Genomic DNA, 25,841 nt, shown 5'->3' on the forward strand with positions numbered 1-25,841 from the left:
TGGCGCATGGCGTCTCCTTCGCTTATCAGAATATATGATATATAATATACCCATCGCGCTTGAATTGGCCAGGGCGGGATAGAATTCAGCCGGGCGCCGTTTCACGGCCTCCGCCATTCCATCGAACCCAAGCCTCGACCGTCATGCCCAGCCTTAAACCGGTAAAAAAAGAGAACCTCTCCGTCAAGGTCTACAACGAGATCCGTAACGCCCTGATCAACGGGCAGTACGAACCCGGAGAGCGCCTCATCATTGGCGAGCTGGCCCAGGAAATGGGCGTCTCGATCACGCCCGTGCGCGAGGCCATCTTCCGCCTCATCAGCGAACAGGGCCTGGAAATGCAGGCCGCCACCGCGGTCTACGTGCCCTACGTCAATTCGGAAAAGCTGCGCGAGATCCAGCAGATCCGCTTCCACCTGGAAGGCATGGGCGCGGCCGAGGCCGCCAGGAACATCACGCGCAAGCAACTGGACAACCTGATCGCGCTGCAGAAGGACTTCATCTCCTGCACCTCGACCGATCCCAAGCGCGCCAGCTACCTGAACCGCAAGTTCCACTTCGGCATCCTGGAAGCCAGCAACAAGCCCATCCTGCGCAATACCGTGGAATCGTTCTGGGTCATCACCGGCCCGATCCTCAAGGTGTTCCACATCAAGACGGCCGGGCTGGACTACTCCCAGGATGAACACCGCCACGAGGCCGTGCTGGCCGCGCTGGAGGCGCGCGACCCCGAAGCCGCCACCAAGGCGATCCAGGCCGACCTGGTGTGGGGCGGCAAGATCATGATCGACTGGCTGGTCGAACGCGAAAAAGAACTCGACTACCGCCCGCCCGGGCCTCGCAAATAGGAAGACTCGATGCTGAAGATTTTCGGCGCTCCCGGCCGCTACATCCAGGGAGCCGGCGCGCTCGACGCGCTGGGCGGATACGCCGCCCTGTTCGGCCGCCGCGCCGCCCTGGTCATCGACCGCTACGTGCAGGGCGTGCTGGGCCCGAGAATCGAGGCATTGTGCGGTGCCCACGGCGTGGCGCTGACGGCCCTGCCGGTCGAGGGCGACATCACGCCCGAATCGATCGCGGCGCTGCGCGCGCAGGCCGCGGCCGCCGGCATCGACATGGTGATCGCGGTGGGCGGCGGCAAGGCGCTGGACGCCGGCAAGGCGGTGGCCAAGGCCGAGCACTGCCACCTGGTCACGGTGCCGACGGTGGCCTCCAACGACGCCCCCACCAGCAAGAACTACGTGCTGTACGACGCCCATCACAACCTCCTGGCGGTCGAGCACATGCTGTTCAACCCCACCATCGTGCTGGTCGACACCGCCATCATCGCCACCGCGCCGGCGGCGTTCTTCCGCGCCGGCCTGGGTGACGCCATCTCCAAGAAATTCGAAGCCGAACAATGCGCCCGCAACGGCGGACGCAACATGTACGACGGCGTCCCGCCGCTGACCGCCCAGTTGATCGCCGACGGTTGCCTGCGCACGCTGCTGGCCGACGGCGCCGACGCGCTGGCCGTGGCCGGCAGCGGCCAGCCCACGCCCGCCTTCGAACGGGTGGTGGAAGCCATGATCCTGATGAGCGGCCTGGGCTTCGAGAGCGGCGGCCTGTCGATCGCCCACGCCCTGACGCGCGGCCTGCCGAAGATCGCCGGGCTGGCCAGCGCGCCGCATGGCCTGCAGGTGGCCGTCGGCCTGCTGGTGCAGCTGGACCTGGAGGCGCGCCAGGACGGCATGCTGGCCACCCTGACGCAGTGGTATGAACAGGTGGGGTTGCCCACCACGCTGCAAGCGCTGGGCGCGGCCGCGCCGTCCGACGCCGAACTGGCGCGGGCGGCCGAGTTGACGCTGGCCGCGCGCCATGCCGCCAATTTCGATCGTCCCCTGGACATCAAGACCCTCGTCGCCGCCCTGCGCCGCCACGCCTGACGCCCCGCCGCTCGCGCTGGCGGCGTCCCGCGGGCGGCGCCCGCGAGCGCCGCGACCCGCATCCGGCGGGCCGCGCGCCTCCCCATCGGCGGGGGCATCAATCCGGCGGCGGCGCGCACGCCCTTGCCCGGCCTGGCGTCAGAACGCCACGTTGTCGCCGCCCTTCAGGCCCAGCTTGGCGCGGGTATCGGCGGGCGTGGCCACTTCCAGGTTGAGCGCCTCCAGGATGGTGCGGATGCGCTCGACCTGCGAGCGGTTCGACTCGGCCAGCTGGCCCGGCCCGATCCACAGCGAATCCTCCAGCCCCACCCGCACGTTCGAGCCCATGGCCGCGCCGATGGTGGCCAGCGGCATCTGGTTGCGGCCGGCGCCCAGGATCGACCATTCGTATTCATTGCCGAACAGGCGGTCGGCGGTGCGCTTCATGTGCATCAGGTCTTCGGGGTGCGGGCCAATGCCGCCCAGGATGCCGAACACCGACTGGATGAACGGCGGCGACTTCACCAGGCCGCGGTCCACAAAATGCGCCAGGTTGTACAGGTGGCTGATGTCGTAGCACTCGAACTCGAAACGGGTGCCGTTGGCGTTGCCCAGCTCCAGGATCGATTCGATGTCCTGGTAGGTGTTGCGGAAGATCAGCGAGCGGCTGTTCTCCAGGTGCTCGCGCTCCCACTCATGCTTGAAGTCCTGGAAGCGGCCCAGCATCGGGAACAGGCCGAAGTTCATCGAGCCCATGTTCAGCGACGCCAGCTCCGGCTTGAAGGTGGTGGCCGGCCGCATGCGCTCCTGCACCGTCATGTGCGGGCTGCCGCCGGTGGTGATGTTGATGATGGCGTCGGTCTCGGCCTTGATGCGCTTGAGGAACGGCTCGAACAGCGCCGGGTCCTGCGACGGCTTGCCGGTCTGCGGGTCGCGCGCATGCAGGTGCAGCACGGCGGCGCCGGCGCGGGCCGCGCCGATGGCGGCCTCGGCGATCTCGTCGGCCGTCACCGGCAGGTGCGGCGACATGCTGGGCGTGTGGATGGCGCCCGTCACGGCGCAGGTGATCACGACTTTCTGCTTGGCTTTAGCCATTTTCGTCTCCGTTGTCTTGCTGTTGCTTGTGGCGCATCAGGCGCATCAGTTGTTCGTCGCGCCAGTAGCGGCGCGCCGTCAGGTCATCGTCCGGCAGCAGGCCGCGCCGCTCGGACGCCAGGGCCTCGACCAGCGCGCCGTCCCAGGGCACGGGTTCGCGCTGGCTGGCGCCGATGGATTGGTACAGCCCGCCGTAGCGCGCGCAGTAGTCGGCAAGGCCGCCGGGCGCGTTCAGGTCGATGGTCTCGAACGGCCCCATGAACGACCAGCGCAGGCCCAGGCCGTCCTTGACCGTGGTGTCGATGTCCTCGGCGCTGGCGATGCCGGCGGCGGCCAGGCGGAAGGCCTCGTGCAGCAGCGCGCCCTGCAGGCGGTTGAGGATGAAGCCCTCGATCTCGCGCCGCATCGTCACCGGCTTCTGGCCGATATCCAGCATGATGTCGCGCGCCGCCTGCATGGCGGCCTCGCTGGTCCAGGGCGCCGGGCACAGCTCCACCACCGGGATCAGATAGGGCGGATTGACCGGATGCGCCACCAGGCAGCGCGCCCGGCCGGGCAGGCCTTCGGTGAATTCGCTGGCAGGAATGCTGGAAGTGGAACTGCCGATGATGGCGTCGGGATCGGCCGCCGCGTCCAGTTGCGCGAACAGATCGCGCTTCAGAGCCAGCCGCTCGGGCGAGTTCTCCTGGATGTAGCGGGCGCCGGCCAGCGCCTCGGGCAGGCTGGCGGCCACCTCGATGCGGGCGGCGGCCGCCGCCGCGTCGCGCAGCAGGCCGTGCGCCTGCAATGCATCCAGCTGGCGCCGGATCAGCGCGCCGGCCTCGGCCAGCATGGCGGCGTTGACGTCGTACAGCCGCACCTGCCAGCCCTGGCGCGCGAACACGATGGCCCAGGCCTGGCCGATCAGTCCGGTGCCGATGATGGCGGCGCGGCGCCGCCGCGGATCGGCCGCCATCAGTAGAGCTTCTGCGTGAAGCCGTCCACCACGATGGCCTGCCCCGTGACGCTGCGGGCGGCCTCGCTGGCGTTGAACAGCACCATGTTGGCGATGTCGCGCGCCGTGACCATGCGGCCCAGCGCCGCCTGGTTTTCGTAGAGCGCGGCAATTTCCTCGACCGGCTTGTCCAGCGTCCTGGCCTTGGCCTCGATCACGGCGCGGATGCGCGGCCCTTCGACCGCGCCCGGCAGGATGGCGTTGACGCGGATGCCGTGGCCGCCCAGCTCGATCGCCAGCGACTTGGTGAAGCCGATCACCGCCCACTTGGACGCCGAATAGACCGAGCGCCCGGCAAAGCCCAGGTGGCCCGCGGCCGACGACAGGTTGATCATGACGCCGGCGCGCGACTGCTTGAGCAGCGGGATGGCCTGGCGCCCGCACAGGAACTGGCCGGTGATGTTGACCGCCAGGGTGCGATCCCAGTCGGCCTTGGACAAGGTCTCGACGAAACCGGTGGGGCCGGCCACGCCAGCGTTGTTGACCAGGATGTCCAGGCCGCCCAGCTGCTGGCGCACGGCGTCGAACAGGGCGGCCACGCTGTCTTCATCCGACACGTCGGCATGCACCGCGCGCACGCCGGGCAATTCGGCCGGCAGCGCGGCCAGCCGCTCGCGGTTGACATCGCACACCAGCACCGACGCCCCGGCCCGGTGGAACACCTGCGCCATTTCCAGGCCCAGCCCATCGGCGCCGGCGGTGATCAGTACCTTTTTTCCGGCGAAATCCACTTCCTCGAACATGCTCTTTGTCTCCTGGATTCTTGTGCTCAAACGCCTTTTGATCATATAGGATATATGATTCAAAGGGGAGTTTTCTTGCCATCAAAGCAGCCATGAAAAGGGCCGCGAAACAGCGTCCGGACAGCGGAATTTGACCTGCCGCGCAGCGGAAAACTGCCCGCAAACGCTTTATTCATGCGGCTTGAGGGAAATCCCCGATTCAGCCGGCCAAGTCCGGCACTAGAATCCAGGACGAGGTTCTCACACCCCGCCGGCGCATATATCATATATTCAAAAACAGACGGACGACTCAGACAACAGTCCGCATCCAAACCCACAAAGGAGCGTAGACAGTGTTCAAGATCAAACAATTCGCCATCGCGCTGGGCCTGTGCGGCGCCATGGCCAGCGGCACCGCGGCGGCCGACATGAAAGTGGGCGCGCTCTTCCCGTTCAGCGGCGCGCTGGCGTTGCTGGGACAGGAGAGCTATCGCGGCCTGGAACTGGCCGTCAACGAAATCAATGCCGCCGGCGGCATCAACGGCGAGAAGATCCAGATCATCAAGGCCGACGCGGTCGACCCGACCCAGGCGGTGTCCGAGACCAAGCGATTGATCTCATCGAACGTGGTCGGCGTGTTCGGCAGCTACGCCTCGGGCATCTCATACGCGGCCTCGCCCGTGACCGAACTGGCCGGCGTGCCCTACTTCGAGCTGGGCGCCACCGCCCACAAGATCACCACGCGCGGCTACAAGTACCTGTTCCGCAGCAACCCCAACACCGCGCTGTACGGCGTGTCGGTGGTCAACGCGCTGCACGACATCATCGGGCCGGGCATGGGCCTGAACCCGAAGGAAGTGCGCATCGGCATCATCCACGAGGACGGCCCCTACGGCACCGACGTGGCCGCCACCGAGAAAAAGCGCGCCCAGGAACTCGGCTACACCGTGGCCGAGGTGCTGCCCTATTCGGCCAAGACGGTCGACCTGTCCTCGCTGATCCTGCGCCTGAAGGGCGCCAAGGTCGACGTGGTGCTGCAGACCGCCTACCAGAACGACGCCATCCTGTACTTCAGCCAGGCGCGCGCCGCCGGCTTCAAGCCCAAGGTGGTGATCGGCGCCGGTGGCGGCTATTCGCTGGCCGACACCGCCAAGGCCGTGGGCGCCGACATGAACGGCGTGTTCGACCTGGACTTCCCGCAGGCGTCCATCAATCCGGCCGGCGCGCCCGGCCTGGACAAGTTCCTGGAAGCCTACAAGACCACCTACAAGAGCGACCCGCAGTCCGGCCACAGCCTGACCAACTATGTCGGCGCCAAGGCCTTCTTCGAAGCCATCGCCAACGCCAAGTCGACCGACAAGGACAAGATCCGCGCGGCCGTGCTGGCGTACAAGAAGCCGGCCGGCCAGACCGCCAACGGCTGGGCCTTCGACTTCGGCGAGGACGGCCAGAACAACGCCTCGACCTTCTACGTGATGCAGTGGCAGGATGGCAAGCTGGTCACCATCGCGCCTGACAACCTCGCGCTGGGCAAGCCCGTCTTCAAGAAATAGAACGCCGGGGCCGCCACCCGGCAGGCCCGGCACGGCAAGCCAGCAAACCGGACGCTCGGGGGCGTCCGGCGTTTCACTGGGGCCCGCGGCCCCGGCCCCGCCGGCGACGGCGCGCGGCCGGGACGCGCCCCGTTCCAAGAGGTTGCACCATGGATATCTTCATTCAACTGGTCATCAACGGCCTGTTGCTGGGCGGCGCCTACACCATCATCAGCCTGGGGCTGACGCTGATCTTCGGCGTGGTCCGCGTCGTCAATTTCGCGCACGGCGAATTCCTGATGATCGGCATGTACGCGGTCTACCTGATCGCGGCGCAGTTCGGCGTGCACCCGTACATCGGCCTGGTGCCGGTGGCGGTCATCCTGTTCGCACTGGGCGCGCTGACGCAGAAAGGCATCATCCAACCGCTGCTCAACGCCGACCAGCACATCCAGATCTTCGCCACGGTGGGCGTGTCCACCATCCTGCTGAACCTGGCGCTGGTGATCTTCGGCGCCAACGTGTTCCGCGCCCCGGTGCAACTGGGCACCAGCACCCTGGACGTCGGCAACTACTCCATGGTCACCGGCCAGTTGGTGACCTTCGTGGTCGGCCTGAGCCTGGCCGCGCTGCTGCACCTGTTCATGCACCGCACCTACCTGGGCCGCGCGCTGCGGGCGGTGGCGCAGCACCGCTACGCCGCCACGCTGATGGGGGTGAACGTCAACAACGTCTACGCCATCGCCTTCGGCCTGGGCACCGCCTTCGTCGGCATCGCCGCGGGCCTCCTGGCGCCGCAGTATCCGGTGTTCCCGACGGTGGGCACGTACTTCGTGCTGACCGCCTTCGTGATCGTGGTGCTGGGCGGCCTGGGCAGCCTGTACGGCGCGGTGGCCGGGTCGATGATCATCGGCATCGTCGATACGCTGGCCGGTTACTACATCGCCCCCGACCTCAAAGAGGTCGTCTATTTCGGGATCTTCCTCTTGATCCTTGTCCTGCGTCCGACCGGCCTGTTCGGCGTCGGCACAGAGTGATCAGAGCCACAAGGAGCGAGACGTGTTTCCCGACTTTCGAAGCCCCAAAGCCTACGTCAGCCTGATTCTGCTGATCGTCATGTTCATCGTGCCCGTCGCCACGGGCACGCCGTTCTGGACCAACCTGTTCGTCCTGCTGTTCGTCTTTTCCGCGCTGTCGGTGGCCTGGAACATCGTCGGCGGCTACGCCGGCCAGCTGTCGCTGGGCCACGCGGTGTTCTACGGCATCGGCGGCTACACCGCCACCCTGCTGACGCAGAACTTCGGCATCTCGCCGTGGTTCGGGATGCTGGTGGGCGCGGCCATCTCGGCCGTGGTGGCCATCATCATCAGCTATCCCACGCTGCGGCTGCGCGGGCCGTTCTTCGCGCTGGCCACCATCGCCATCCTGGAAGTGGTGCGGCTGCTGGTGATCCACGAGGAAAGCTGGACCGGCGGCTCCAGCGGCATCAGCCTGCCGCTGAACATCGGCTGGGCCTGGATCGTGTTCCGCGAGAAGATCAACTACGTGATCATCGCCTTCGGCCTGTTCCTGCTGGTGACCTGGGTGTCGTGGACCATCCGCAAGTCGCGCATCGGCCATTACCTGATCGCCATCCGCGAACGCGAGGACGCGGCGCTGGCGGTGGGCATCCACACGGTGCGCGTCAAGATCATCGCCGCGGTGGTGTCGGCCATGCTGACCAGCATCATCGGCACCTTCCACATCACCTACCTGACCTTCGTCGATCCCAGCTCGGCGTTCTCGCTGGAACTGTCGATCCAGGTGGCGATGTTCGCGCTGATCGGCGGCCTGGGCACGGTGGCCGGCCCCATCGCCGGCACCTTCCTGGTGCTGCCGATCGCCGAGCTGGCGCGCGGCTGGCTGTCCAGCGTGGGCAACGGCATGCACGGGCTGATCTACGGCCTGATCCTGGTGGCGGTGGTGCTGACCATCCCGCGCGGCCTGGCCGGCGCTTTCGGTCCGGCCATCGAGCGCGCCCTGGCGCGGCTGCCCTACCTGGGCACGCCGCGCGCCCGGCGCCAGCTGGTCGAGGCGGCCCGCCCGACCGACGCGGCGCGGCGCGAGCAGCCGGTGCTCAAGGCCGAGAACCTGTTCAAGAGCTTCGGCGGCCTGCGCGCCACCAACGACGTGTCGCTGACGCTGAACCAGTACGAGATCCTGGGCATGATCGGCCCCAACGGCGCCGGCAAGACCACGGTGTTCAACCTGCTGTCGGGCTTCCTGTCGCCGGACAAGGGCGCGGTGTCGATGGTCGACGCCAAGGGCAACTGGGTCTCTTGCAGCACGCCGGACCAGTTCGCCCACCAGGGCCTGGGCCGCACCTTCCAGATCGCCAAGCCGTTCACCGGCCTGACGGTGCTGGAGAACATCATGCTGGGCGCCTTCATCCGCACGTCCGACCGCGAGGAGGCCGAGCAGATCGCGCTCAAGGTGGCCGAGGAAACCGACCTGCTCAAGTACCTGAACACCGAGGCCCGCAGCCTGACGGTGGGCGGCATGAAGCGGCTGGAGATCGCCCGCGCCCTGGCGATCCGGCCGCGCATCCTGCTGCTGGACGAGGTCATGGCGGGGCTGAACCCCACCGACATCGAGAAGTCGATCAAGATGATCCGCCGCATCCGCGATTCGGGCGTGTCGGTGCTGCTGATCGAGCACATGATGCAGGCCACCATGGCGCTGTCGGACCGCATCATCGTGCTGAACGAAGGCGCGGTGCTGGTGAGCGGCGCGCCGAAGGACGTGGTCGAGAACCCCGCCGTCATCGAGGCCTATTTGGGCAAGGAGTACCAGGATGCTTAAGGTTTCGGATCTGTCGTCGGGCTACGGCAAGAGCCAGGTGCTCAACGGCCTGAACTTCGAGGTCAATGCCGGCGAGATCGTGACGCTGATCGGCGCCAACGGCGCCGGCAAGACCACCACCCTGAAGACGCTGTGCGGCGTGGTTCCCGCCACCGCCGGCCGGGTCGAGTTCGAGGGCCGCGACCTGACCAACCGCACGCCCTACGACATCGTCGACGCCGGGATCACCATGATTCCCGAGGGCCGCCAGCTGTTCCCGCACTTCACGGTGCGCGACAACCTGCTGATGGGCTCGTACAAGCGCGCCGCCCGCCCCATCGTGCAGCGCAAGCTGGAGGAAGTACTTCAGATCTTCCCGCGGGTGCGCGAGCGCCTGGGCCAGTATGCCGGCTCGCTGTCCGGCGGCGAGCAGCAGATGGTGGCGATCGCGCGCGGCATGATGGCCGACCCCAAGCTGCTGGTGTTCGACGAGCCCTCGCTGGGGCTATCGCCGCTGCTGGTGCAGCAGATGTTCGACATCATCCGCGACGTCACCTCCCACGGCGTCACGGTGCTGCTGGTGGAGCAGAACGTGTTCCGCACGCTGCGCCTGGCCGACCGCGGCTACGTGCTGGAGAACGGCGCCATCGTGCGCACGGGCACCGGCGCCGAACTGCTGGCCGATCCCCATGTCAAGAAGGCCTATCTGGGCCACTGAAATCCGAAGGACCGCATTCATGTCTCTACGCTGCACATTCATCGACCACGGCACCGGCGGCGCGCCCGATTGCCTGCGCCTGGCCGAACGCGAGATGGCCGCGCCCGCTGGCCGCCAGGTGCTGATCGAGGTCGCCTACGCCGGCGTCAACCGCCCCGACGTGCTGCAACGCTCCGGCTCGTATCCGCCGCCGCCCGGCGCCTCGCCCTACCTGGGGCTGGAGGTCGCGGGCACCGTCATCGCCGTCGGTCCCGACGCCACGCGCTGGCAGGTCGGCGACCGGGTCTGCGCGCTGACGCCCGGCGGCGGCTACGCCCAGTACTGCCTGGCCGACGAGCGCCATTGCCTGCCGGTGCCGCGCGGCCTGGACCTGCTGTCGGCCGCCGCCATCCCGGAAAACTATTTCACCGTCTGGACCAACGTGTTCGAGCGCGCCCGCCTCGCGGCTGGCGAGAAGTTCCTGGTGCACGGCGGCTCCAGCGGCATCGGCCTGACCGCGATCCAGCTGGCGCGCGCCTTCGGCGCCGAGGTCTGGACCACGGTGGGCAACCAGGAAAAGGCCGAGGCCTGCCTTAAGGCCGGCGCGCAGCACGCGCTGATCTACCGCGACACCGACTTCGAGGCCGACATCCGCCAGGCCACCGGCGGCCAGGGCGTGGACGTGATCCTGGACATGGTCGGCGGCGCCTACATCAACAAGAACATCCGCCTGCTGGCGGTGAACGGTCGGCTGGTGCAGATCGCCTTCCTGGAAGGCAGCAAGGCCGAGATCGACGCCCTGCCCATCATGACAAAGCGGCTGTCGTTCACCGGTTCCACCCTGCGTCCGCGTTCCGACGAAGACAAGGGCGCCATCGCCCAGGCGCTGGCCGACAAGGTGCTGCCGCTGATGGAACAGGGGCGCTGCCTGCCGCTGATCCACCAGGTGTTCCCGCTGGAACAGGCGGCCCAGGCCCACGCGCTGATGGAAAGCAGCCGGCACATCGGCAAGATCATGTTGAAGGTGCGGGCATGAGCGCGCGCTTCCAGGATCAGGTCATCATCGTCACCGGCGCCGTCGGCGGCATCGGTTCGGCCATCGTCGAGGGCTTCCTGGCCGAAGGCGGCAAGGTCGGGCTGATCGACTTCAATTCGCAGGGCGGCCAGGCCTACGAGAAGGAACTGAAGAAGCGCGGCCACGCCGTGAGCTTCGTGCACGCCGACGTCTCGCATTTCGACCAGTGCCAGGCCGCCTACGAGCGCATCACGCGCGACCTGGGGCCGGCCACCATCCTGGTCAACAACGTCGGTATCTCGCCCAAGACCGACGGCCGCGCGCTGAAGGTGTGGGAGATGACGCCGGGCGAATGGGACAAGGTGGTGGCGGTCAACCTGAACAGCGTGTTCTACATGACCCACCTGGCCACGCCGCACATGGTGCGCCAGCGCCAGGGGCGCGTGATCAACATGTCGTCGGTGGCGGGCAAGGCCTATTGCGACATCGTCGCCGCGCACTACGCCGCCACCAAGGCGGCGCTGCTGGGCCTGACGCGCCACTGGGCCGCGGAACTGGGCGAGCACGACGTCACCGTCAACGGCCTGGCGCCGGGGCGCATCAGCACGCCGCTGCTGAAAAGCGTGCCCAAGGAGATCAACGACGCCGTGGCCGAGGTCACCGCGCTGCGCCGGCTCGGCACGCCCGAGGAAGTGGCCGACGCCTGCCTGTTCTTCGCCTCGGACCAGGCGCGGTTCGTGACCGGGCAGGTGCTGGACGTGGCGGGCGGCTGGCTGATGACCTAGACCGCCGGGGCGTTGCCTTTCCTGGCCTGCGCGGCGCCCGCCTGGCGGCGGGCATCCGCGCTCAGAAGTCCATGCTGGCGCTCAGCGAGAACGTGCGCGGGCCGCCCAGCACCAGGTAGCCGTTGCCCGGGTAGCCGCCCACCGACGACCAGTAGTTGCGGTTGGCGATGTTCTCGACGCGGGCGCGCAGCGTCACCACGTGGCCGTCGACGTCCATCATGTAGCGCAGGCCGGCGTCGAAGCGGGTCCAGCCGGGCACCTTGAGGGTGTTGGCGTCGTCCGCATAGGAGGCGCCGGTGTAGACCACGCGCCCATCCACCGTCAGGCCCTGCACGCCGGGAATGTCCCATTCGGCGCCCAGGTTGGCCTGGAAGCGCGGCACGCCGATGACGCGGTTGCCGTCGATGGCGCTGTTGCCAGTGGAGCGCTGCTTGGCGTCCAGGAAGGTCATGCCGCCCAGCACGCGCACGCGGTTGACGGGTTCGCCGAACACCGTCAGTTCGATGCCCTGGTGGCGGTCCTTGCCGGAGGCGGTGAACCGATTGGACGCGTCGTAGGCCGCGCGCGGCTTGTCGGTGGAGAACAGCGCCAGGCCGGCGCCCAGGCCGCCGCCGTCGTACTTGACGCCGATCTCCTTCTGCTTGGACACGTAGGGCTGCAGGCTCTGGCCGGCGTTGGGCACGGGCTTGCCGTTGGCCGTCTGCGGCGCCGTATCGCCGGCCACCAGGGCTTCGATGTAGTTGGCGTACAGCGACACGCTCGGCGCCACCTTGAAGACGATGCCGGCGGCCGGCGAGTTGCGGCTGGCGTCGTAGGCGCTTTGCTCCTTGCCGGTGTTGTAGGCGTAGTCACGCTGCGACAGGCGCTGGTGGCGGATGCCCAGCGTCAGCAGCACCTTGTCGTCCAGGAACGACATGGTGTCGCCGAACGCATAGCTGCTCAGGCGGGTGCGGCCCTGCAGCGCCGGATCGTCCAGGTCGTTGCCGAACAGCGCCTTGGAGCCGTAGGCGGGACGGTCGTAGCTGACCGGGTCGTAGATGTTGGTCGGGAAGGTGTTCAGGTAGTCCATGACGTACGCGTTCTTCTTCTTGAGATCGAAGAAGGACGCGGACGCGACGAATTCGTGGCCGACCGGGCCGGTGCGCACCTTGGCGCGCAGGCCCAGTTCGCCCGTGTTCACGCTGTCTTCACGGGTATTGTCGAAACGGTAGAAGTTGCCGTCGCCCGTGCTGCCATTGGTCACGGTGACGTTGCCGAGCGAATTGGCCTCGTCGCTGCGGCGCATGCCGAAGGCGGCCCAGCCGGTCAGCTTGTCGCTGAAATCGTGCTCGGCGCGCACCGTGCCGAACACATCGCGTTCGTTCGAGTACGACCAGGGTTGGGCGTAGTTGGAACTGGCATCCGGAGCGTCCGGCACGCTGGTCACGCCGCGCAGCGTGACGTTCGGCCGCGCGCGCTTGAGCTTGTTCTCCTGCCAGCCGATATCCGCCGACAACCGCGTGTCGGCCGAGCGCCAGTCCAGGCCCAGCGACACCAGGCTGGTGCGGGAATGTTCGTCATCGATGCCAGTGTCGCCGCTGCGGTTGGCCACGTTCAGGCGGATGCCGGTGCTGTCGTCCGGCCCGAAACGGCGCGCGATGTCGGTCGACACGGAGAACTGGCCGCCGCTGGACACGCCGGTGGTGAAGCGGGTGAGCGGCTCGTTGGGCGCGCGCTTGGGCACCAGGTTGATGACGCCGCCGATGCCGCCGCCACTGGGCGCCGCCCCCGTCAGGAAGGCCGACGCCCCGCGCAGCACTTCGACGCGCTCGAACAGTTCGGTGGCGATGTACTGGCGCGGCAGCAGGCTGTACAGGCCGTTGTAGGCCACGTCATCGGAGCTCAGGATGAAGCCGCGGATGAAGTACGACTCCTGGAAGTTGCCGAAGCCCCGCGCCACGCGCACGCCGGCATCGTTCTGCAACACGTCGCCGACGCTGCGCGCCTGCTTGTCCTGGATCAGCTCGTTGGTGTAGCTGGTGACGCTGAACGGCGTGCTCATGATGTCTTGCGTGCCCAGCACGCCGACGCGGCCGCCGCGGGCCACCTGGCCGCCGGCATAGGGCTGGGCCAGGCCGCCGGCCGAGGCGTCGGCGCTGGCCTCGACTTTGATCGCTTCCATCGAGACGACGGAACCGTCGGCGGCGGGCGCGGCGGACTGGGCGTGGACGATGGCGGTGTACGGCAGGGCCGCAACCACGCACGCAAGAGTTCGTATTTTCATATCGGGAGTCAGTAGGCGGGCGCTTCGCGAGAAGCTGGGAATCGCAAAAATCCCGATGGGGGGTCACGCGGGTAACGGCTTGCCACTCGAACTGCGGCAGGGCCGGTCGTGCCGGCCTTGTCGAGCCCGTTCACCATGGGAGGGATTGAGATCGTGCGTTTTGAATTCTATATAAAGAGAAATCATTCTCATTGCGTCCCTTATATAGAAAGCCATTTTGTTGCCATCACACAACAGATCTGTCCCCTATCCTGACAGCCCGCTGTCACCGGGCGGCGCCTTGCTCAGCCCGGCACGCCGCTCTCCTGGCGCAGCTGGCCGAAGTCGCCCGCTTCGTAGGCCGCGACGGCCTGCGCCAGGGCGCGCGCGTCCGTCATGACGAAGGGGCCGCGCTGGATCACCGGCTCGTCGATGGCCGCTCCGGCCACCAGGATGAAGTGCGCCGGCGCGCCCGCCGCCAGGAGTTGAAGAAAGCCGTCGCGGTCCGCCGTGGCGGTCAGCGCCGCGCCCGGGGGCAGGACGGCGAAATCGGGATCGGCCGCGCGCCGACCGGTCGTCGCCGCGCGCCCGGCGGGGCGGAACCGTGCCGCCGGAATGACCGGCGCCGCTTCTACCGGCGGTCGCGGCGGCGGCGTGGTCTCATGCCGTGCCCGCACGCCCACTTCCCCCTGCGCCGCGTACAACCAGGCGTTCCAGCCCGCCGGCAGCGGCACCAGGCGCGACGCTCCCGGCCGCAGCCAGCCGTCCAGGATGAGCAGCGGCTCGGGCGTCGCCAGCGGCGCGTCCCAGCCGTCGTAGCGGCCCGACACCACCCGCACCCGGCCCGCATCGCTTTGCAGCACCGGCATTTCCCAGCCCCGCACCAGCGTTGCCGATGGTGGCATCGATTTCAGTCGCGCCGGCAGGTTGACGTACAACCGCAGGCCATTGAGCCGCGCCGCGCCCACCAATTCGTGGCCGTGCACGATGCCGCGACCTGCCACTGTCCAGTGCAGGTCGCCCGCCCGGGCTTCGTGTTCGTTGTCCAGGCTGTCGCGGATGCGCAGGCCGCCTTGGGTGTCTTCCAGCAGCAGCGTCACCGTCGATATGCCGGCGTGAGGGTGCGGCGCGACCGCCGGCCCGGTCATGATGAAGTGGTCCACCAGCACCAGCGGCGACATGCCCTGGGGGAAATCGGAATGCCGAAAATGCCGGTACGAACAGATGTCGCCCTCGGGTTCGAACGGGCGGGCGACGGGCGGGCTGAGGCGGATGGTCAAGGATGTATGGCCTGATGACAAATTGGCGCAGAGCTTATGGGTTCCGCCATCGGCACAGTAGAGCCAAATTTCAGGAATAATTGTCCTGCGCTACAGGACAATCACTCGCCCAGCCCCCATGCATTCCTATATCCATCACCTCGACGATCTGCTGCTTTTCACCGAGGTGGTGGAAAAAGGCGGCTTTTCCGCCGCCGCCCGCGTGCTCAACATGCAGCGCTCCAAGCTCAGCCGGCGCGTGGCCGAGCTGGAGGCGCGCCTGGGCCTGCGGCTGCTCCAGCGCAACACGCGGCGGGTCTCGCTCACGCCCATGGGTGAACAGATCTACGTGCATGCGCTGGCGATGGCGCGCGAGGCCCGCAGCGCCTTCGACCTGGCGGCCGCCATGGGCGACACGCCCAGCGGCCTGCTGCGCATGACGGCGCCCTCGGCGCTGGCGGTGACGCTGCTGGGCGAACTGGTGGCTCGCTTTTGCCTGCAGCATCCCGGCGTGCGGGTGCTGCTGGACACCCGCGACCAGGTCATCGACCTGGTGGGCGAAGGCTACGACCTGGCCTTCCGCGCCCAGGGCGCCTCGCTCACCGACTCGCGGCTGGTGGCGCGCGAACTGGCGCCGGTGCCGCTGATCCTGGTCGCAGCCCCCGCCATGGCCCGGGCCGCGCCGCGCCATCCGCGCGACCTGAACGCGCTGCCGCTGCTGGCCCATGCGACCCAGGACAGCCCGCAGAGCTGGCACTTCGTCGGCCCGGCGGGCGAGGCCGAATCGATCGAATTCCGCCCCCGCTGCCTCAGCAGCAACCTGGCGGCGCTGCGCGAAATGGCGCGCGCCGGACTGGGGGTGGCGCTGCTGCCGCACTACCTGTGCGCCGGCTCCCTGGCCAAAGGCGACCTGGCGCAATTGCTGCCCGCCTGGCGCGCCGCGCCGGCACGCATCTACGCCGTCATGCCCGCCCGCCGCGGCGCGCCCTTGGCCTTGCGGCGCTTCCTGGATTTCGCGGCCGCCGAAATGCCGGCGTTGCTGGCCTGACGCGCGCCTCTCAATCCAGGCGGATATGGTTGGCCTGGATCACCCCATTCCAGCGCTCGCGATCCTCGGCCAGATAGGCGTCGACCTCGGCCTGGCCGCGCGGCGCCTGGATCACCAGGCCTTGCGCCTGGAAGCGGTCGCGGAAATCCGCCTGGCGCATCACCGCGGCCACGGCCTCGCGCAGCCTGTCCGCCTCGGCCGGCGGCGTGCCGCGCGGCACGGCCACGCCGAACCAGGTCGCGGCGCGAAAGCCGGCGAACCCGCTCTCGGCCACGGTGGGCACGTCAGGCAGCACCGGCAGCCGCTGGGCGCCGGTCACGGCCAGGGCCTTGATCTTGTTCTCGCGAACCAGCGGCAATGACGTGCTGATGACGTCCACCATCAGCTGGGTGTCGTTGGCCATCAGCGAACTCAATGCCGGCGCGCTGCCGTTGTAGGGAACATGCGCCACGTCGATGCCGGTGCGCGACTTCAGCAGTTCGGTCGCCAGTTGCAGCGGATTGCCGATACCCACGGAGGCATAGTTCAACTTGCCCGGGCGGGCGCGGGCGTAGTCGACGAATTGCGCCAGCGTCGAGGCCGGCACGCTGTTGTTGGCGACCACCACCAGCGGCAATTCCGCCACCACCGACAGCACCCGGAAGTCCCGCTGCGCGTCGTACGAGATCTTGCGATAGAGCATGGGGTTGAGCACCATGCTGGCATTGCTGGCCAGGAACAGCGTGTAGCCATCGGGCTGGGCCCGCGCCACTTGCGTGGCCGCGATCATCGTGTTGGCGCCCGGCTTGTTTTCCACCACCACCGGTTGCGCCAGTTCCTGCGACAGCCTTTCGGCCAGCACTCGCGACAACAGGTCGGCCGCGCCGCCCGGCGTATACGGCACGACCAGCTTGACCGGCCGCTCCGGAAACGCCGCCTGGGCGGGCGATACGGCGGCCATGCACAACAGCAGCGCGGCCGCGGCGCGGCCTATCCCAGAATTCTTCATGAACATGCTTGTCTCCCCTGTGGTGATGGCGTACGGCCCGGGATGCGCGCCGCCTTGGTATTCCTAGACCTTCCTGTCGCGCTCGGCCCAGAACGCGTCGCGCAGGCGGCGCTTGGCGATCTTGCCGTTGTCATCGCGCGGCAGGCTCTGCCGCAACCGCAATTCGCGCGGCACCTTGTAGCGCGCCACCCTCGTGGACAGCCAGCGCAGCACTTCCTCGGGCGCCAGCGCGGTGTCCGCCGCCGGCTGAACCAGTGCCAGCAAGCGCTCGCCGAACTCGTCGTCAGGCACGCCGAACACCGCGCAATCGGCCACGCCCGGGTACTGCGTCAGGTGGTGTTCGATTTCCGCGGGATAGATGTTCACGCCGCCGGAGATCACCATGTCCGATTCGCGGTCGCACACGAACAGGTAGCCGTCGTCGTCCAGGTAGCCCAGGTCGCCGAGGCCGATCAATCCATCGCGTTCGATCCGGCTGCGCGCTTCCGGGTTATTGCGGTAGGTGAAGTCGGCGTAGGCCGGCTGGCGCACATGGATGCGGCCGATCTGGCCGGGCGCGCAGAGCGCGCCGTCGTCGCCGTAGATCCGAATCTGCGCGCCGCCGATCGGCCGGCCGGCGCTGCCCGGCCGGGCCAGCGCTTCGTGCGAATCGATGACCGTCACCATGCCGGCCTCGCTGGAGGCATAGGTCTCGTGGATCACCGGCCCCAGCCAATCGATCATGGCGCGCTTGAGCGCCGGCGCGCAGGGGGCCCCGGTCGAGGCCACGAAGCGCAGCGAAGACAGGTCGAAGGCGGCGCGCTGGGCCGGATCCAGCTTGAGCAGGCGCACGTACATGATGGGCACCAGGTAGACCGTGTCGATGCGATGGCGCTCGATCAGGCGCAACACCTCCAGCGGATCGAACCGCGGCGCCAGCACCAGGGTCTCGCAGACCCGCAGCGCCACCTGGGCGAACACGCTGGGCGCGCTATGGTAGACCGGCGCGGGCAGCAATGCGCGGCAGCCGGGCCGCAAACCGTACGCCTGCTCCACCACCGCCTCGACCGCCGCCAGCCGCTGCGCCAACTGGTCCAGCGGAAACGGCGCGCGCACCACGCCCTTTGGCCGGCCGGTGGTGCCGGAGGTATAGGCCATGTGGCCGCGCGGCGCGACCACCGGGCCGTCGTAGGGCGCCTGCGCCTCGCGCCAGCTGGCGTAATCCTCGGACACGGCAGCCGCGCCCACGCGACGCGACGGCAGGTCCGCCGGCAGCGCCGCCCTGGCGGCCTGCCACAAGTCTTCCTCGGCGATCAGCAGGCGCGCGCCGCTGTCGCGCACCAGGTAGGCAACCTCGTCGGGCGTGTAATGCCAGTTGATCGGGCAGTAATAGCAGCCCAGGCGCTTGCAGGCCTGGATGATCTCCAGGTAGGGCATGCCGTTGCGCAGCAGCACCGCCACCACGTCGCCCTGCCCGATCCCCATGGCCGCCAGGCCCGCCGCGACCTGCTCGCCGCGGCGCATCAGGGCCGCGCGGTCCAGCTGGCAGTCGCCGGCGATGATGCGGCCGGCCCCTTGCGTGACGGATGCGCTCATGCCTGGCCCGCCGGGCGTTGCGCCTTGTCGGCGGCGGTGCGCGCCTCGATGGCGGCGCGCGCGGCGGCCCAATCGTCGTCCGACCAATCGAAATACTGCTTGAAGTACGCGCCATTGGCCAGGTAGTCGCCACCGTCCAGGGCGATGGTCTGGCCGTTGATCCAATCGTTGCCCGGCGCCAGCAGGAACGCGGCCAGTTCGCCGATATCCTGGCCCTGCCCCAGCCGCTGCATCGGATTCTGCTTCACCAGCGCGTCGGTGCCGCTGTCGTTGGGCCGCAGCCGCGCCGATGCGCCCTCGGTCGGGATGACGCCCGGCGCAATGGCGTTCAGGCGGATGCCGCGCCGGCCCCATTCGACGGCCAGCGATTTGGTCATGGCGTCGATGCCGGCCTTGGACATGGCGGACGGCACCACGAACGGCGAGCCGGTCCAGACCCAGGTCACGACAATGGACACCACCGCCCCGGACGCGCCGCTGCCGATCCAGCGCTTGCCCACGGCCTGGGTCATGTAGAACGTGCCACGAAAGACCGTGTCGGCGATGGCATTGAAGCCCCGTTCGGACAGTTTTTCGGTGGGGCTGATGAAATTGCCGGCGGCATTGTTCACCAGCGCATCCAGCCCGCCATGCTGGTCCCAGATGCGCGCCACCATCGCGTCCACCGCGCCGGCGTCGCGAATGTCGACCGGATGGACGTGGACCTGGCCGCCGGACTCGCCCCGCAGCGCCTGGGCGGCCTGCTCCAGCACCGCCAGGCGGCGTCCGCACAGGTGCACGGTGGCGCCCAGCGCCGCCAGCTGGCGGGCCATGGCATAGCCCAGGCCGGTGCCGCCGCCGGTGATCAGGATGCGCTGGCCCTGGAACAGGTCGGCGCGGAACATGGTTTGCCGCATGGGGTGTCTCCTTGGTTTTTTTTCAGAATATCCACGAACCCTTTCCGCGACAATCCTTCAGGATGGGTAAACTCTGTTTCCTCACAGGCAACAATGAAGACTGCCCATGACCACCCCGCCCGTGCTCGACCTGAACCTGATCCAGCTGTTCGTGACGATCGTCGAGGCCGGCACGCTGAGCGAGGCGGCGCTGCGCCAGGGTGTGACGCGCTCGCATGTGAGCCGCAACCTTCAAAAGCTGGAGCGGGCCTTCGGCGCGCAGTTGATCCGCCGCACCACCCGGCGGCTGGAACTGACGCACGAGGGTAGCGTCCTGTACGACCATGGCGCCCGCATGGCGCGCGAAGTGGAATCGGCGCGCCATGCCCTGCAGAAGCTGGGCGCCGAGCCCACCGGCCACGTGCGGCTGAGCCTGCCCACCGGCCTGGGCGAACTGGACATGCTGCGGCCCCTGCTGGTGCGCTTCGCCCTGGAACACCCCAGCCTGAGCCTGCGGGTGCTGTTCTCGAACCGCGTCAGCGACCTGATTTCTTCGGAGATCGACGTGGCGCTGCGGGCCATCTCGGTGCCGCCGCAAGACTATGTGGCGCGCGAACTCGGCCGCATCAAGTGGCACCTGTGCGCCGCGCCCGAGTACCTGGCGCGCATGGGCATGCCGGCCCATCCCCGCGACCTGGGGCGCTTCGATTTCCTGGGGCCGCCCGGCGCCCGCCCCCAGGCAACGCTGCGCCTGCGCGGCAAGGGCCAACCGCATGAAGTCAAGCTGGCCACTCGCCTGCAATCCGAGTATTTCCCGTTCCTGGCCCAAGCCGCCCGCGAAGGCGCGGGCGTGGCGCTGTTGCCGGCCTACATCGTGCGTCCCGACCTGGAGGCCGGGCGCCTGCTGCAGGTGCTGCCCGCCTACCAGGCCGAAGGCCCGGGCGACAAGCTCTATATCCTGACCTCGCCAACCCCTTATCCCTCGAGCGCCCAACGCGCCCTGGTCGATTTCCTGAAACGGGAACTGGAACCCCTGCTGCGCACCTTCCTGGCCTGAGCGGGGGGCTGCCACCCGGTGGCGCGCCACGGCGGCGGCCCTCCGTCCCCCGCCATGCGCTTGTAGGACTTCTTTGTTAAAAAACGGGGGACTTGCAGGGATGGCGCGGCTGCCGCACAGTAGGGGTTTGCGCGGCCGCCGCGCAACCCGCAGGCCGGCGCGGGCGGGAACTTTGACGCGCCCCTCAAGTCTTATATAAGATATAAGACATAGACCGAACCCGCGCCGCTGTCGCCCGGAATGACAAACGCGCCGAAACGCCTGAAAATGCCGGCTTTACGCGGGCAAAACCACGGAGTCCATCATGCCGCACAACACCCTCGATACACTCAAGAATTTCAAGATCGGCAACAAGTCCTGTCAGTACTATTCGCTGCCGGCGCTGGGCAAGGCCCTGGGCATCGACGTGCAGCGGCTGCCGGTCTCCATCCGCATCGTGCTGGAATCCGTGCTGCGCAACTGCGACGGCAAGAAGGTCACCGAGGAACACGTGCGCCAGCTCGCCAACTGGCAGGCCAACGCCAAGCGCGAGGATGAAATCCCGTTCGTGGTGGCCCGCGTGGTGCTGCAGGACTTCACCGGCGTGCCGCTGCTGGCCGACATCGCCGCCATGCGTTCGGTAGCCGACAAGATGGGCAAGAGCCCCAAGAGCATCGAGCCGCTGGTGCCGGTGGACCTGGTGGTGGACCACTCGGTCATGATCGACTACTTCGGCACCAAGAATGCGCTGGACCTGAACATGAAGCTGGAATTCAAGCGCAACCAGGAGCGCTACCAGTTCATGAAGTGGGGCATGCAGGCCTTCGACACCTTCGGCGTGGTGCCCCCGGGCTTCGGCATCGTCCACCAGGTCAACCTGGAATACCTGGCGCGCGGCGTGCACCAGGACAAGAAGAACAACGTCTACTATCCGGATTCGCTGGTGGGCACCGACAGCCACACCACCATGATCAACGGCATCGGCGTGGTCGGCTGGGGCGTGGGCGGCATCGAGGCCGAGGCCGGCATGCTGGGCCAGCCGGTGTACTTCCTGACGCCTGACGTGGTCGGCGTGGAACTCAAGGGCAAGCTGCGCGGCGGCGTCACCGCCACCGACCTGGTGCTGACCATCACCGAAATGCTGCGCCGTGAAAAAGTGGTCGGCAAATTCGTCGAGTTCTGTGGCGAAGGCACGGCCAGCCTGTCGGTGGCCGAACGCGCCACCATCGGCAACATGGCGCCCGAGTACGGCGCCACCATGGGCTTCTTCCCGGTCGACGGCCGCACCATCGACTACTTCCGCGGCACCGGCCGCACCGAAGACGAAATCGCCGCGTTCGAGGCCTATTTCAAGGCCCAGGACATGTTCGGCGTGCCCGCCGCCCAGGACATCAACTACACCAAGCTGCTGACGCTGGACCTGTCCACCGTGGCGCCGTCGCTGGCCGGCCCCAAGCGCCCGCAGGACCGCATCGAGATCGGCAACGTCAAGAGCACCTTCATCGACCTGTTCTCCAAGCCGGTCGCCGAGAACGGCTTCAACCAGCCGGCCGAGAAGCTGCAGCAGACCTTCACCACCAGCACCGGCACCAAGGTCAAGAACGGCGACATCCTGATCGCCGCCATCACCTCGTGCACCAACACGTCCAACCCCAGCGTGCTGCTGGCGGCGGGCCTGCTGGCCAAGAAGGCCGTCGAAGCCGGCCTGAAGGTGCCCAAGCACATCAAGACCTCGCTGGCCCCCGGATCGCGCGTGGTCACCGAATACCTGACCAAGACCGGCCTGCTGCCCTACCTGGAGAAGCTGGGCTTCGACGTGGCCGCCTACGGCTGCACCACCTGCATCGGCAACGCCGGCGACCTGACGCCCGACCTGAACGAGGTCATCACCAGCAACGACCTGGTGTGCTCGGCGGTGCTGTCCGGCAACCGCAACTTCGAGGCGCGCATCCACCCGAACATCAAGGCCAACTTCCTGGCCTCGCCGCCGCTGGTGGTGGCCTACGCCCTGGCCGGCACCGTGACGCGCGACCTGATGACCGAACCGGTCGGCCGCGGCAAGAACGGCGACATCTGGCTGGGCGACATCTGGCCGACCACCGAGGAAGTCGAGGCGCTGCTCAAGTACGCGCTGGACCCCAAGGCGTTCGAGGCCAACTACGGCCAGGTCAAGAGCAACCCCGGCAAGCTGTGGGAGAACATCAAGGGCGTCACGGGCGAGACCTACAACTGGCCCGACTCCACCTACATCGCCGAGCCGCCGTTCTTCGAGGGCTTCGGCATGACCCCGGGCGCGATGCCGACCGTCAAGAACGCCCGCGCGCTGGGCGTGTTCGGCGACTCGGTCACCACCGACCACATCTCGCCGGCGGGCTCCATCAAGGAGACCTCGCCCGCGGGCAAGTGGCTCAAGGAAAACGGCGTCATGAAGGCCGATTTCAACAGCTACGGCTCGCGCCGCGGCAACCATGAAATCATGATGCGCGGCACCTTCGCCAACGTGCGCATCAAGAACCTGATGATCCCGGCGCGCCCCGACGGCAGCCGCTTCGAGGGCGGCGAAACCCTGTTCCAGCCCACCGGCGAACAGATGTCGATCTACGACGCGGCCATGAAGTACGTGGCGGCGGGCACCCCCACCGTGGTGTTCGGCGGCGAAGAATACGGCACCGGCTCGTCGCGCGACTGGGCCGCCAAGGGCACCCAGCTGCTGGGCGTCAAGGCCGTCATCACGCGCAGCTTCGAGCGCATCCACCGCAGCAACCTGGTGGGCATGGGCGTGCTGCCGCTGCAGTTCAAGGGCAGCGACAGCGTGCAGTCGCTGGGCATCACCGGCGAGGAAACCTACGACATCTCGGGCCTGGAGAACGGCATCAAGCCGATGCAGGACGTGACGCTGACGATCACCCGCAAGGATGGTTCGAAGCAGGACGTGACGCTGCTGCTGCGCATCGACACCCCGATCGAGGTCGACTACTACCAGCACGGCGGCATCCTGCCCTTCGTGCTGCGCCAGCTGCTGGCCGCGTAACGCCCGGGCCGCAAAGGCAAAGCCCCTGGAACCGCGAGGTTCCAGGGGCTTTTTCATCGCCGAGCCGCCTCAAGATGAAAAATGCCCCCTCGGGGGGCAGCAAGCCGAAGGCGCGGCGTGGGGGCCCTTTTCATCGCAGAGCCGCCTCAAGATTAGGCAGGCTCACCGCGTCATTGGGCGACCAGTTCGACCCGCCGGTTCTTGGCGCGGCCCGCCTCGGCGTCGTTGGCCGCCACCGGCGCCAGCGAGGCCACGCCGCGCGCCGACAGGCGCGCGGCCGGGATCTTGTAGCCTGCTTCCAGCGCCTTGACCACGGCGTCGGCGCGCTTTTGCGACAGCTCCAGGTTGCCGGCCAGCGTGCCCTGGTTGTCGGTGTGGCCGACCACGTAGACCTTCAGCTTGGGGTTGGCGTTGAGCAGCTTGCCCATCTCGTCCAGCGCCGCCTTCGATTCGGCCTTGACCTCGGCCTTGTCGGTATCGAAGTACACGCCGTAGACCGCGACGCGGCCCGATTCGGCCAGTGATTTCTGCATGGCGGCCATGTCCAGCACCTTGACCTGCCCGGTCTGCATGGGCTTGGTCTCGATCACCTGCTGGAACACCGGCGTGATGTTGTTGGAGCTGTCTTCCATCACGTCCAGGAACACGTAGATGTCGCCAGTGGGCGCCTCTTTCTTTGCCAGCACGACGTAGTACTTGCCGCCGAACGCGGCGTCGCCCTGCCCGGGCTGGCTGACCTTGCCGCTGTTCAGGACGAACGACTGGAAGTCGCCGCCGCACTGCTCGTCGCCCTTGCATTCGAACACGGTCTTGAAGCCGCCGGCCTGCAGCGCGCCCTGGTAGTTGCGGTAGACCTCCAGCGCCGACTTCTTGCCGTCGATGCGATAGGCGATGCGCGTCAGCTTGCCTTCCAGCGTCAGGCCCTTGGCCTCGGATTCCCGCGCGACGGGCCGGTCGGGCATCAAGGCTTCGTCGTAGTCCTTGTGTTCGTAGGCGCGGATCTCGGCGCCCTCGAAGCGGGTCAGGGCGGGATGGTCGCGCGAGCCCTCGACGTCCTCGGCCCAGGCCGGCGATGCCGTCAGCGTGGCGGCGACGATGGCCAGACTCGCGACTTTCACGATATGCGCTTTCACGATCTCTACACTCCCGGCCGGCAGGCGCCGGCATGCGTCCAGAACAAGGAAACGCCCGCGATGCGGGCGGCAGCCATTATGCATAGACGGTCCACCGTTTGGAACCGCATCGGGTAACCAAACGTTGGTCGCGGTGACCAACGCCGACAGCGTCACCGGCCGCTGATCGCCAGGCTGATCCGGTGCACCATCTGCCGGATGGCGCGATGGGCCGGGTCTTCGTTGAAGCGCGGATGCCAGGCCTGCGAGATGGTCACGGCGGGGGTGTCGAAGGGCAAGGCGCGCATCTGCAGGTCGTCGCGCAGGTGCAGCGTGAGCAGGTCCGGCACGGTGGCGACCAGATCGGATTTGCGGGTGATCGCCAGCGCCTCGGCAAAGGAATGCGTGACGGCGCTGATATGGCGCGCCAGGCCGACCTTGCCCAGTTCGATGTCCACCGGACCGCTCAGCACGCCGCGGCGCGAGACCGTGGCGTGGCGCGCCCTGGCAAAGCGTTCGGGGGTGAGCTTGCGATGCCGCGCCAGGGGATTGGCCGGCCGGAACACCGCCACGAAACGATCGGGAAACAGGCGTTGCCGCACGATCTCGGGCCCCATGTCCTCGATCACGCCGATGTCCAGGTCGATGGCGCCTTCGCGCAGCGACAGCACGTCCTGCTTGCCCTGCGAGATGAAGCGCACCGTGACCCGCGGCGCCTCTTTGGCCAGCGTGTCGAGCAAGGCCGGCCCGAGCGTGCTGACGGCGCCGTCGTCGGCGCGGATGGTGAACACGCGCCGCAGGGTCTTGAGATCGAAGGCGGCATCCTGCGCCAACAGTTCCCGGGCCTGCGCCACCAGGGTGCGCACCGGTTCGCGCAGGGCTTCGGCGCGCGGCGTCGGCACCAGGCCGCGCCCGGCCCGCACGAACAGCGGGTCGCCCATCATGCGGCGGATGCGCTCCAGCGTGCGGCTCATGGCGGGCACGCTCAATTGCAGGCGTTCGGCGGCGCCGGTGACGCTGCCCTCGGCCAGCAGCGCATCGAGCGCGACCAACAGGTTCAGATCCATCAGTTGCACCAAACGCAAGTATTAGTTATCAGCTTGTCCATATA

The 25,841-nt window shown here is 67.8% G+C and carries 21 protein-coding genes; 11 read left to right on the forward strand and 10 right to left on the reverse strand.

Annotated features, from left to right (window positions below):
• The first annotated feature begins 143 nt into the window (after nucleotides 1-143).
• Both AT699_RS21160 and AT699_RS21165 read left to right on the forward strand, forming a co-directional pair.
• Entirely contained in the window at nucleotides 144-848 is a 705-nt protein-coding gene (locus tag AT699_RS21160; RefSeq protein ID WP_006387160.1) for a GntR family transcriptional regulator, read from the forward strand.
• A gap of 9 nt (nucleotides 849-857) precedes the next feature.
• The gene (locus AT699_RS21165) at nucleotides 858-1,925 is read left to right on the forward strand and encodes a glycerol dehydrogenase (RefSeq protein ID WP_024069781.1); all 1,068 of its coding nucleotides are present in this window, start codon (nucleotides 858-860) and stop codon (nucleotides 1,923-1,925) included.
• 138 nt (nucleotides 1,926-2,063) lie between these two features.
• Here AT699_RS21165 and AT699_RS21170 read toward each other — a convergent pair whose 3' ends face one another.
• Genes AT699_RS21170 through AT699_RS21180 form a run of 3 tightly spaced genes read right to left on the reverse strand, consistent with a single transcriptional unit; the run spans nucleotide 2,064 to nucleotide 4,736 of the window.
• Nucleotides 2,064-2,999 carry a beta-keto acid cleavage family enzyme gene (locus tag AT699_RS21170; protein WP_024069782.1) on the reverse strand — a complete coding sequence of 312 codons (936 nt, stop codon included), beginning with the start codon at nucleotides 2,997-2,999 and terminating at the stop codon, nucleotides 2,064-2,066.
• Entirely contained in the window at nucleotides 2,992-3,954 is a 963-nt protein-coding gene (locus AT699_RS21175; protein ID WP_024069783.1) for a 3-hydroxyacyl-CoA dehydrogenase, read from the reverse strand. The genes AT699_RS21170 and AT699_RS21175 overlap by 8 nt, the downstream gene beginning before the upstream one ends.
• The gene (locus tag AT699_RS21180) at nucleotides 3,954-4,736 is read right to left on the reverse strand and encodes an SDR family oxidoreductase (RefSeq protein WP_024069784.1); all 783 of its coding nucleotides are present in this window, start codon (nucleotides 4,734-4,736) and stop codon (nucleotides 3,954-3,956) included. Before AT699_RS21180 ends, AT699_RS21175 begins: the two co-directional genes overlap by 1 nt.
• A 380-nt stretch (nucleotides 4,737-5,116) precedes the next feature.
• Here AT699_RS21180 and AT699_RS21185 point away from each other — a divergent pair, with 380 nt between their 5' ends.
• The 6 genes from AT699_RS21185 to AT699_RS21210 all read left to right on the forward strand — a co-directional run bounded on the left by AT699_RS21185 (nucleotide 5,117) and on the right by AT699_RS21210 (nucleotide 11,564).
• Nucleotides 5,117-6,268: an ABC transporter substrate-binding protein gene (locus AT699_RS21185; protein ID WP_233639203.1), complete on the forward strand. Its 1,152-nt coding sequence runs from the start codon at nucleotides 5,117-5,119 to the stop codon at nucleotides 6,266-6,268.
• Between the two features lie 149 nt (nucleotides 6,269-6,417).
• Nucleotides 6,418-7,284, forward strand: coding sequence for a branched-chain amino acid ABC transporter permease (locus tag AT699_RS21190; RefSeq protein WP_024069785.1), 867 nt, complete (start codon nucleotides 6,418-6,420; stop codon nucleotides 7,282-7,284).
• A gap of 22 nt (nucleotides 7,285-7,306) precedes the next feature.
• On the forward strand, nucleotides 7,307-9,088 hold the full coding sequence (locus AT699_RS21195) for a branched-chain amino acid ABC transporter ATP-binding protein/permease (protein ID WP_020928776.1): 1,782 nt from the start codon (nucleotides 7,307-7,309) through the stop codon (nucleotides 9,086-9,088).
• Nucleotides 9,081-9,785: an ABC transporter ATP-binding protein gene (locus AT699_RS21200; protein WP_006387150.1), complete on the forward strand. Its 705-nt coding sequence runs from the start codon at nucleotides 9,081-9,083 to the stop codon at nucleotides 9,783-9,785. The genes AT699_RS21195 and AT699_RS21200 overlap by 8 nt, the downstream gene beginning before the upstream one ends.
• 19 nt (nucleotides 9,786-9,804) lie before the next feature.
• Nucleotides 9,805-10,800, forward strand: coding sequence for an NAD(P)H-quinone oxidoreductase (locus AT699_RS21205; protein ID WP_024069786.1), 996 nt, complete (start codon nucleotides 9,805-9,807; stop codon nucleotides 10,798-10,800).
• Entirely contained in the window at nucleotides 10,797-11,564 is a 768-nt protein-coding gene (locus AT699_RS21210) for an SDR family oxidoreductase (RefSeq protein ID WP_006387148.1), read from the forward strand. Before AT699_RS21205 ends, AT699_RS21210 begins: the two co-directional genes overlap by 4 nt.
• Before the next feature lie 61 nt (nucleotides 11,565-11,625).
• On the opposite strand, the gene AT699_RS21215 is transcribed toward AT699_RS21210, so the two are convergent.
• Nucleotides 11,626-13,827, reverse strand: a complete 2,202-nt coding sequence (locus AT699_RS21215; protein WP_058207445.1) for a TonB-dependent receptor — start codon at nucleotides 13,825-13,827, stop codon at nucleotides 11,626-11,628.
• 284 nt (nucleotides 13,828-14,111) lie between these two features.
• Nucleotides 14,112-15,086 (reverse strand): pirin family protein, encoded by a 975-nt coding sequence (locus tag AT699_RS21220; protein WP_024069788.1) that lies wholly within the window; start codon nucleotides 15,084-15,086, stop codon nucleotides 14,112-14,114.
• Between the two features lie 118 nt (nucleotides 15,087-15,204).
• Here AT699_RS21220 and AT699_RS21225 point away from each other — a divergent pair, with 118 nt between their 5' ends.
• The gene (locus tag AT699_RS21225) at nucleotides 15,205-16,113 is read left to right on the forward strand and encodes a LysR substrate-binding domain-containing protein (protein ID WP_006387145.1); all 909 of its coding nucleotides are present in this window, start codon (nucleotides 15,205-15,207) and stop codon (nucleotides 16,111-16,113) included.
• A 10-nt stretch (nucleotides 16,114-16,123) separates the two neighbouring features.
• On the opposite strand, the gene AT699_RS21230 is transcribed toward AT699_RS21225, so the two are convergent.
• The 3 genes from AT699_RS21230 to AT699_RS21240 form a co-directional block, all read right to left on the reverse strand.
• Nucleotides 16,124-17,101, reverse strand: coding sequence for a Bug family tripartite tricarboxylate transporter substrate binding protein (locus AT699_RS21230; RefSeq protein ID WP_053497072.1), 978 nt, complete (start codon nucleotides 17,099-17,101; stop codon nucleotides 16,124-16,126).
• 63 nt (nucleotides 17,102-17,164) lie between these two features.
• Nucleotides 17,165-18,604, reverse strand: coding sequence for an AMP-binding protein (locus tag AT699_RS21235; RefSeq protein ID WP_054443954.1), 1,440 nt, complete (start codon nucleotides 18,602-18,604; stop codon nucleotides 17,165-17,167).
• Nucleotides 18,605-18,672: 68 nt separating this feature from the next.
• Entirely contained in the window at nucleotides 18,673-19,560 is an 888-nt protein-coding gene (locus AT699_RS21240; RefSeq protein ID WP_054448509.1) for an SDR family oxidoreductase, read from the reverse strand.
• Nucleotides 19,561-19,678: 118 nt separating this feature from the next.
• Here AT699_RS21240 and AT699_RS21245 point away from each other — a divergent pair, with 118 nt between their 5' ends.
• Together AT699_RS21245 and acnA are read left to right on the forward strand one after the other, a co-directional pair.
• Nucleotides 19,679-20,608 (forward strand): LysR family transcriptional regulator, encoded by a 930-nt coding sequence (locus AT699_RS21245; RefSeq protein WP_024069792.1) that lies wholly within the window; start codon nucleotides 19,679-19,681, stop codon nucleotides 20,606-20,608.
• Nucleotides 20,609-20,912: 304 nt separating this feature from the next.
• Nucleotides 20,913-23,618 (forward strand): aconitate hydratase AcnA, encoded by a 2,706-nt coding sequence (gene acnA / locus AT699_RS21250; RefSeq protein ID WP_020928786.1) that lies wholly within the window; start codon nucleotides 20,913-20,915, stop codon nucleotides 23,616-23,618.
• Nucleotides 23,619-23,788: 170 nt separating this feature from the next.
• Here the strand turns inward: acnA and AT699_RS21255 are convergent, their stop codons facing one another.
• Nucleotides 23,789-24,736, reverse strand: coding sequence for an OmpA family protein (locus AT699_RS21255; protein ID WP_230846730.1), 948 nt, complete (start codon nucleotides 24,734-24,736; stop codon nucleotides 23,789-23,791).
• 167 nt (nucleotides 24,737-24,903) lie between these two features.
• Nucleotides 24,904-25,797: a LysR family transcriptional regulator gene (locus AT699_RS21260; RefSeq protein ID WP_058207625.1), complete on the reverse strand. Its 894-nt coding sequence runs from the start codon at nucleotides 25,795-25,797 to the stop codon at nucleotides 24,904-24,906.
• Nucleotides 25,798-25,841 lie beyond the last annotated feature (44 nt).

Source organism: Achromobacter xylosoxidans (genome assembly GCF_001457475.1).
GTDB lineage: Bacteria > Pseudomonadota > Gammaproteobacteria > Burkholderiales > Burkholderiaceae_B > Achromobacter > Achromobacter xylosoxidans.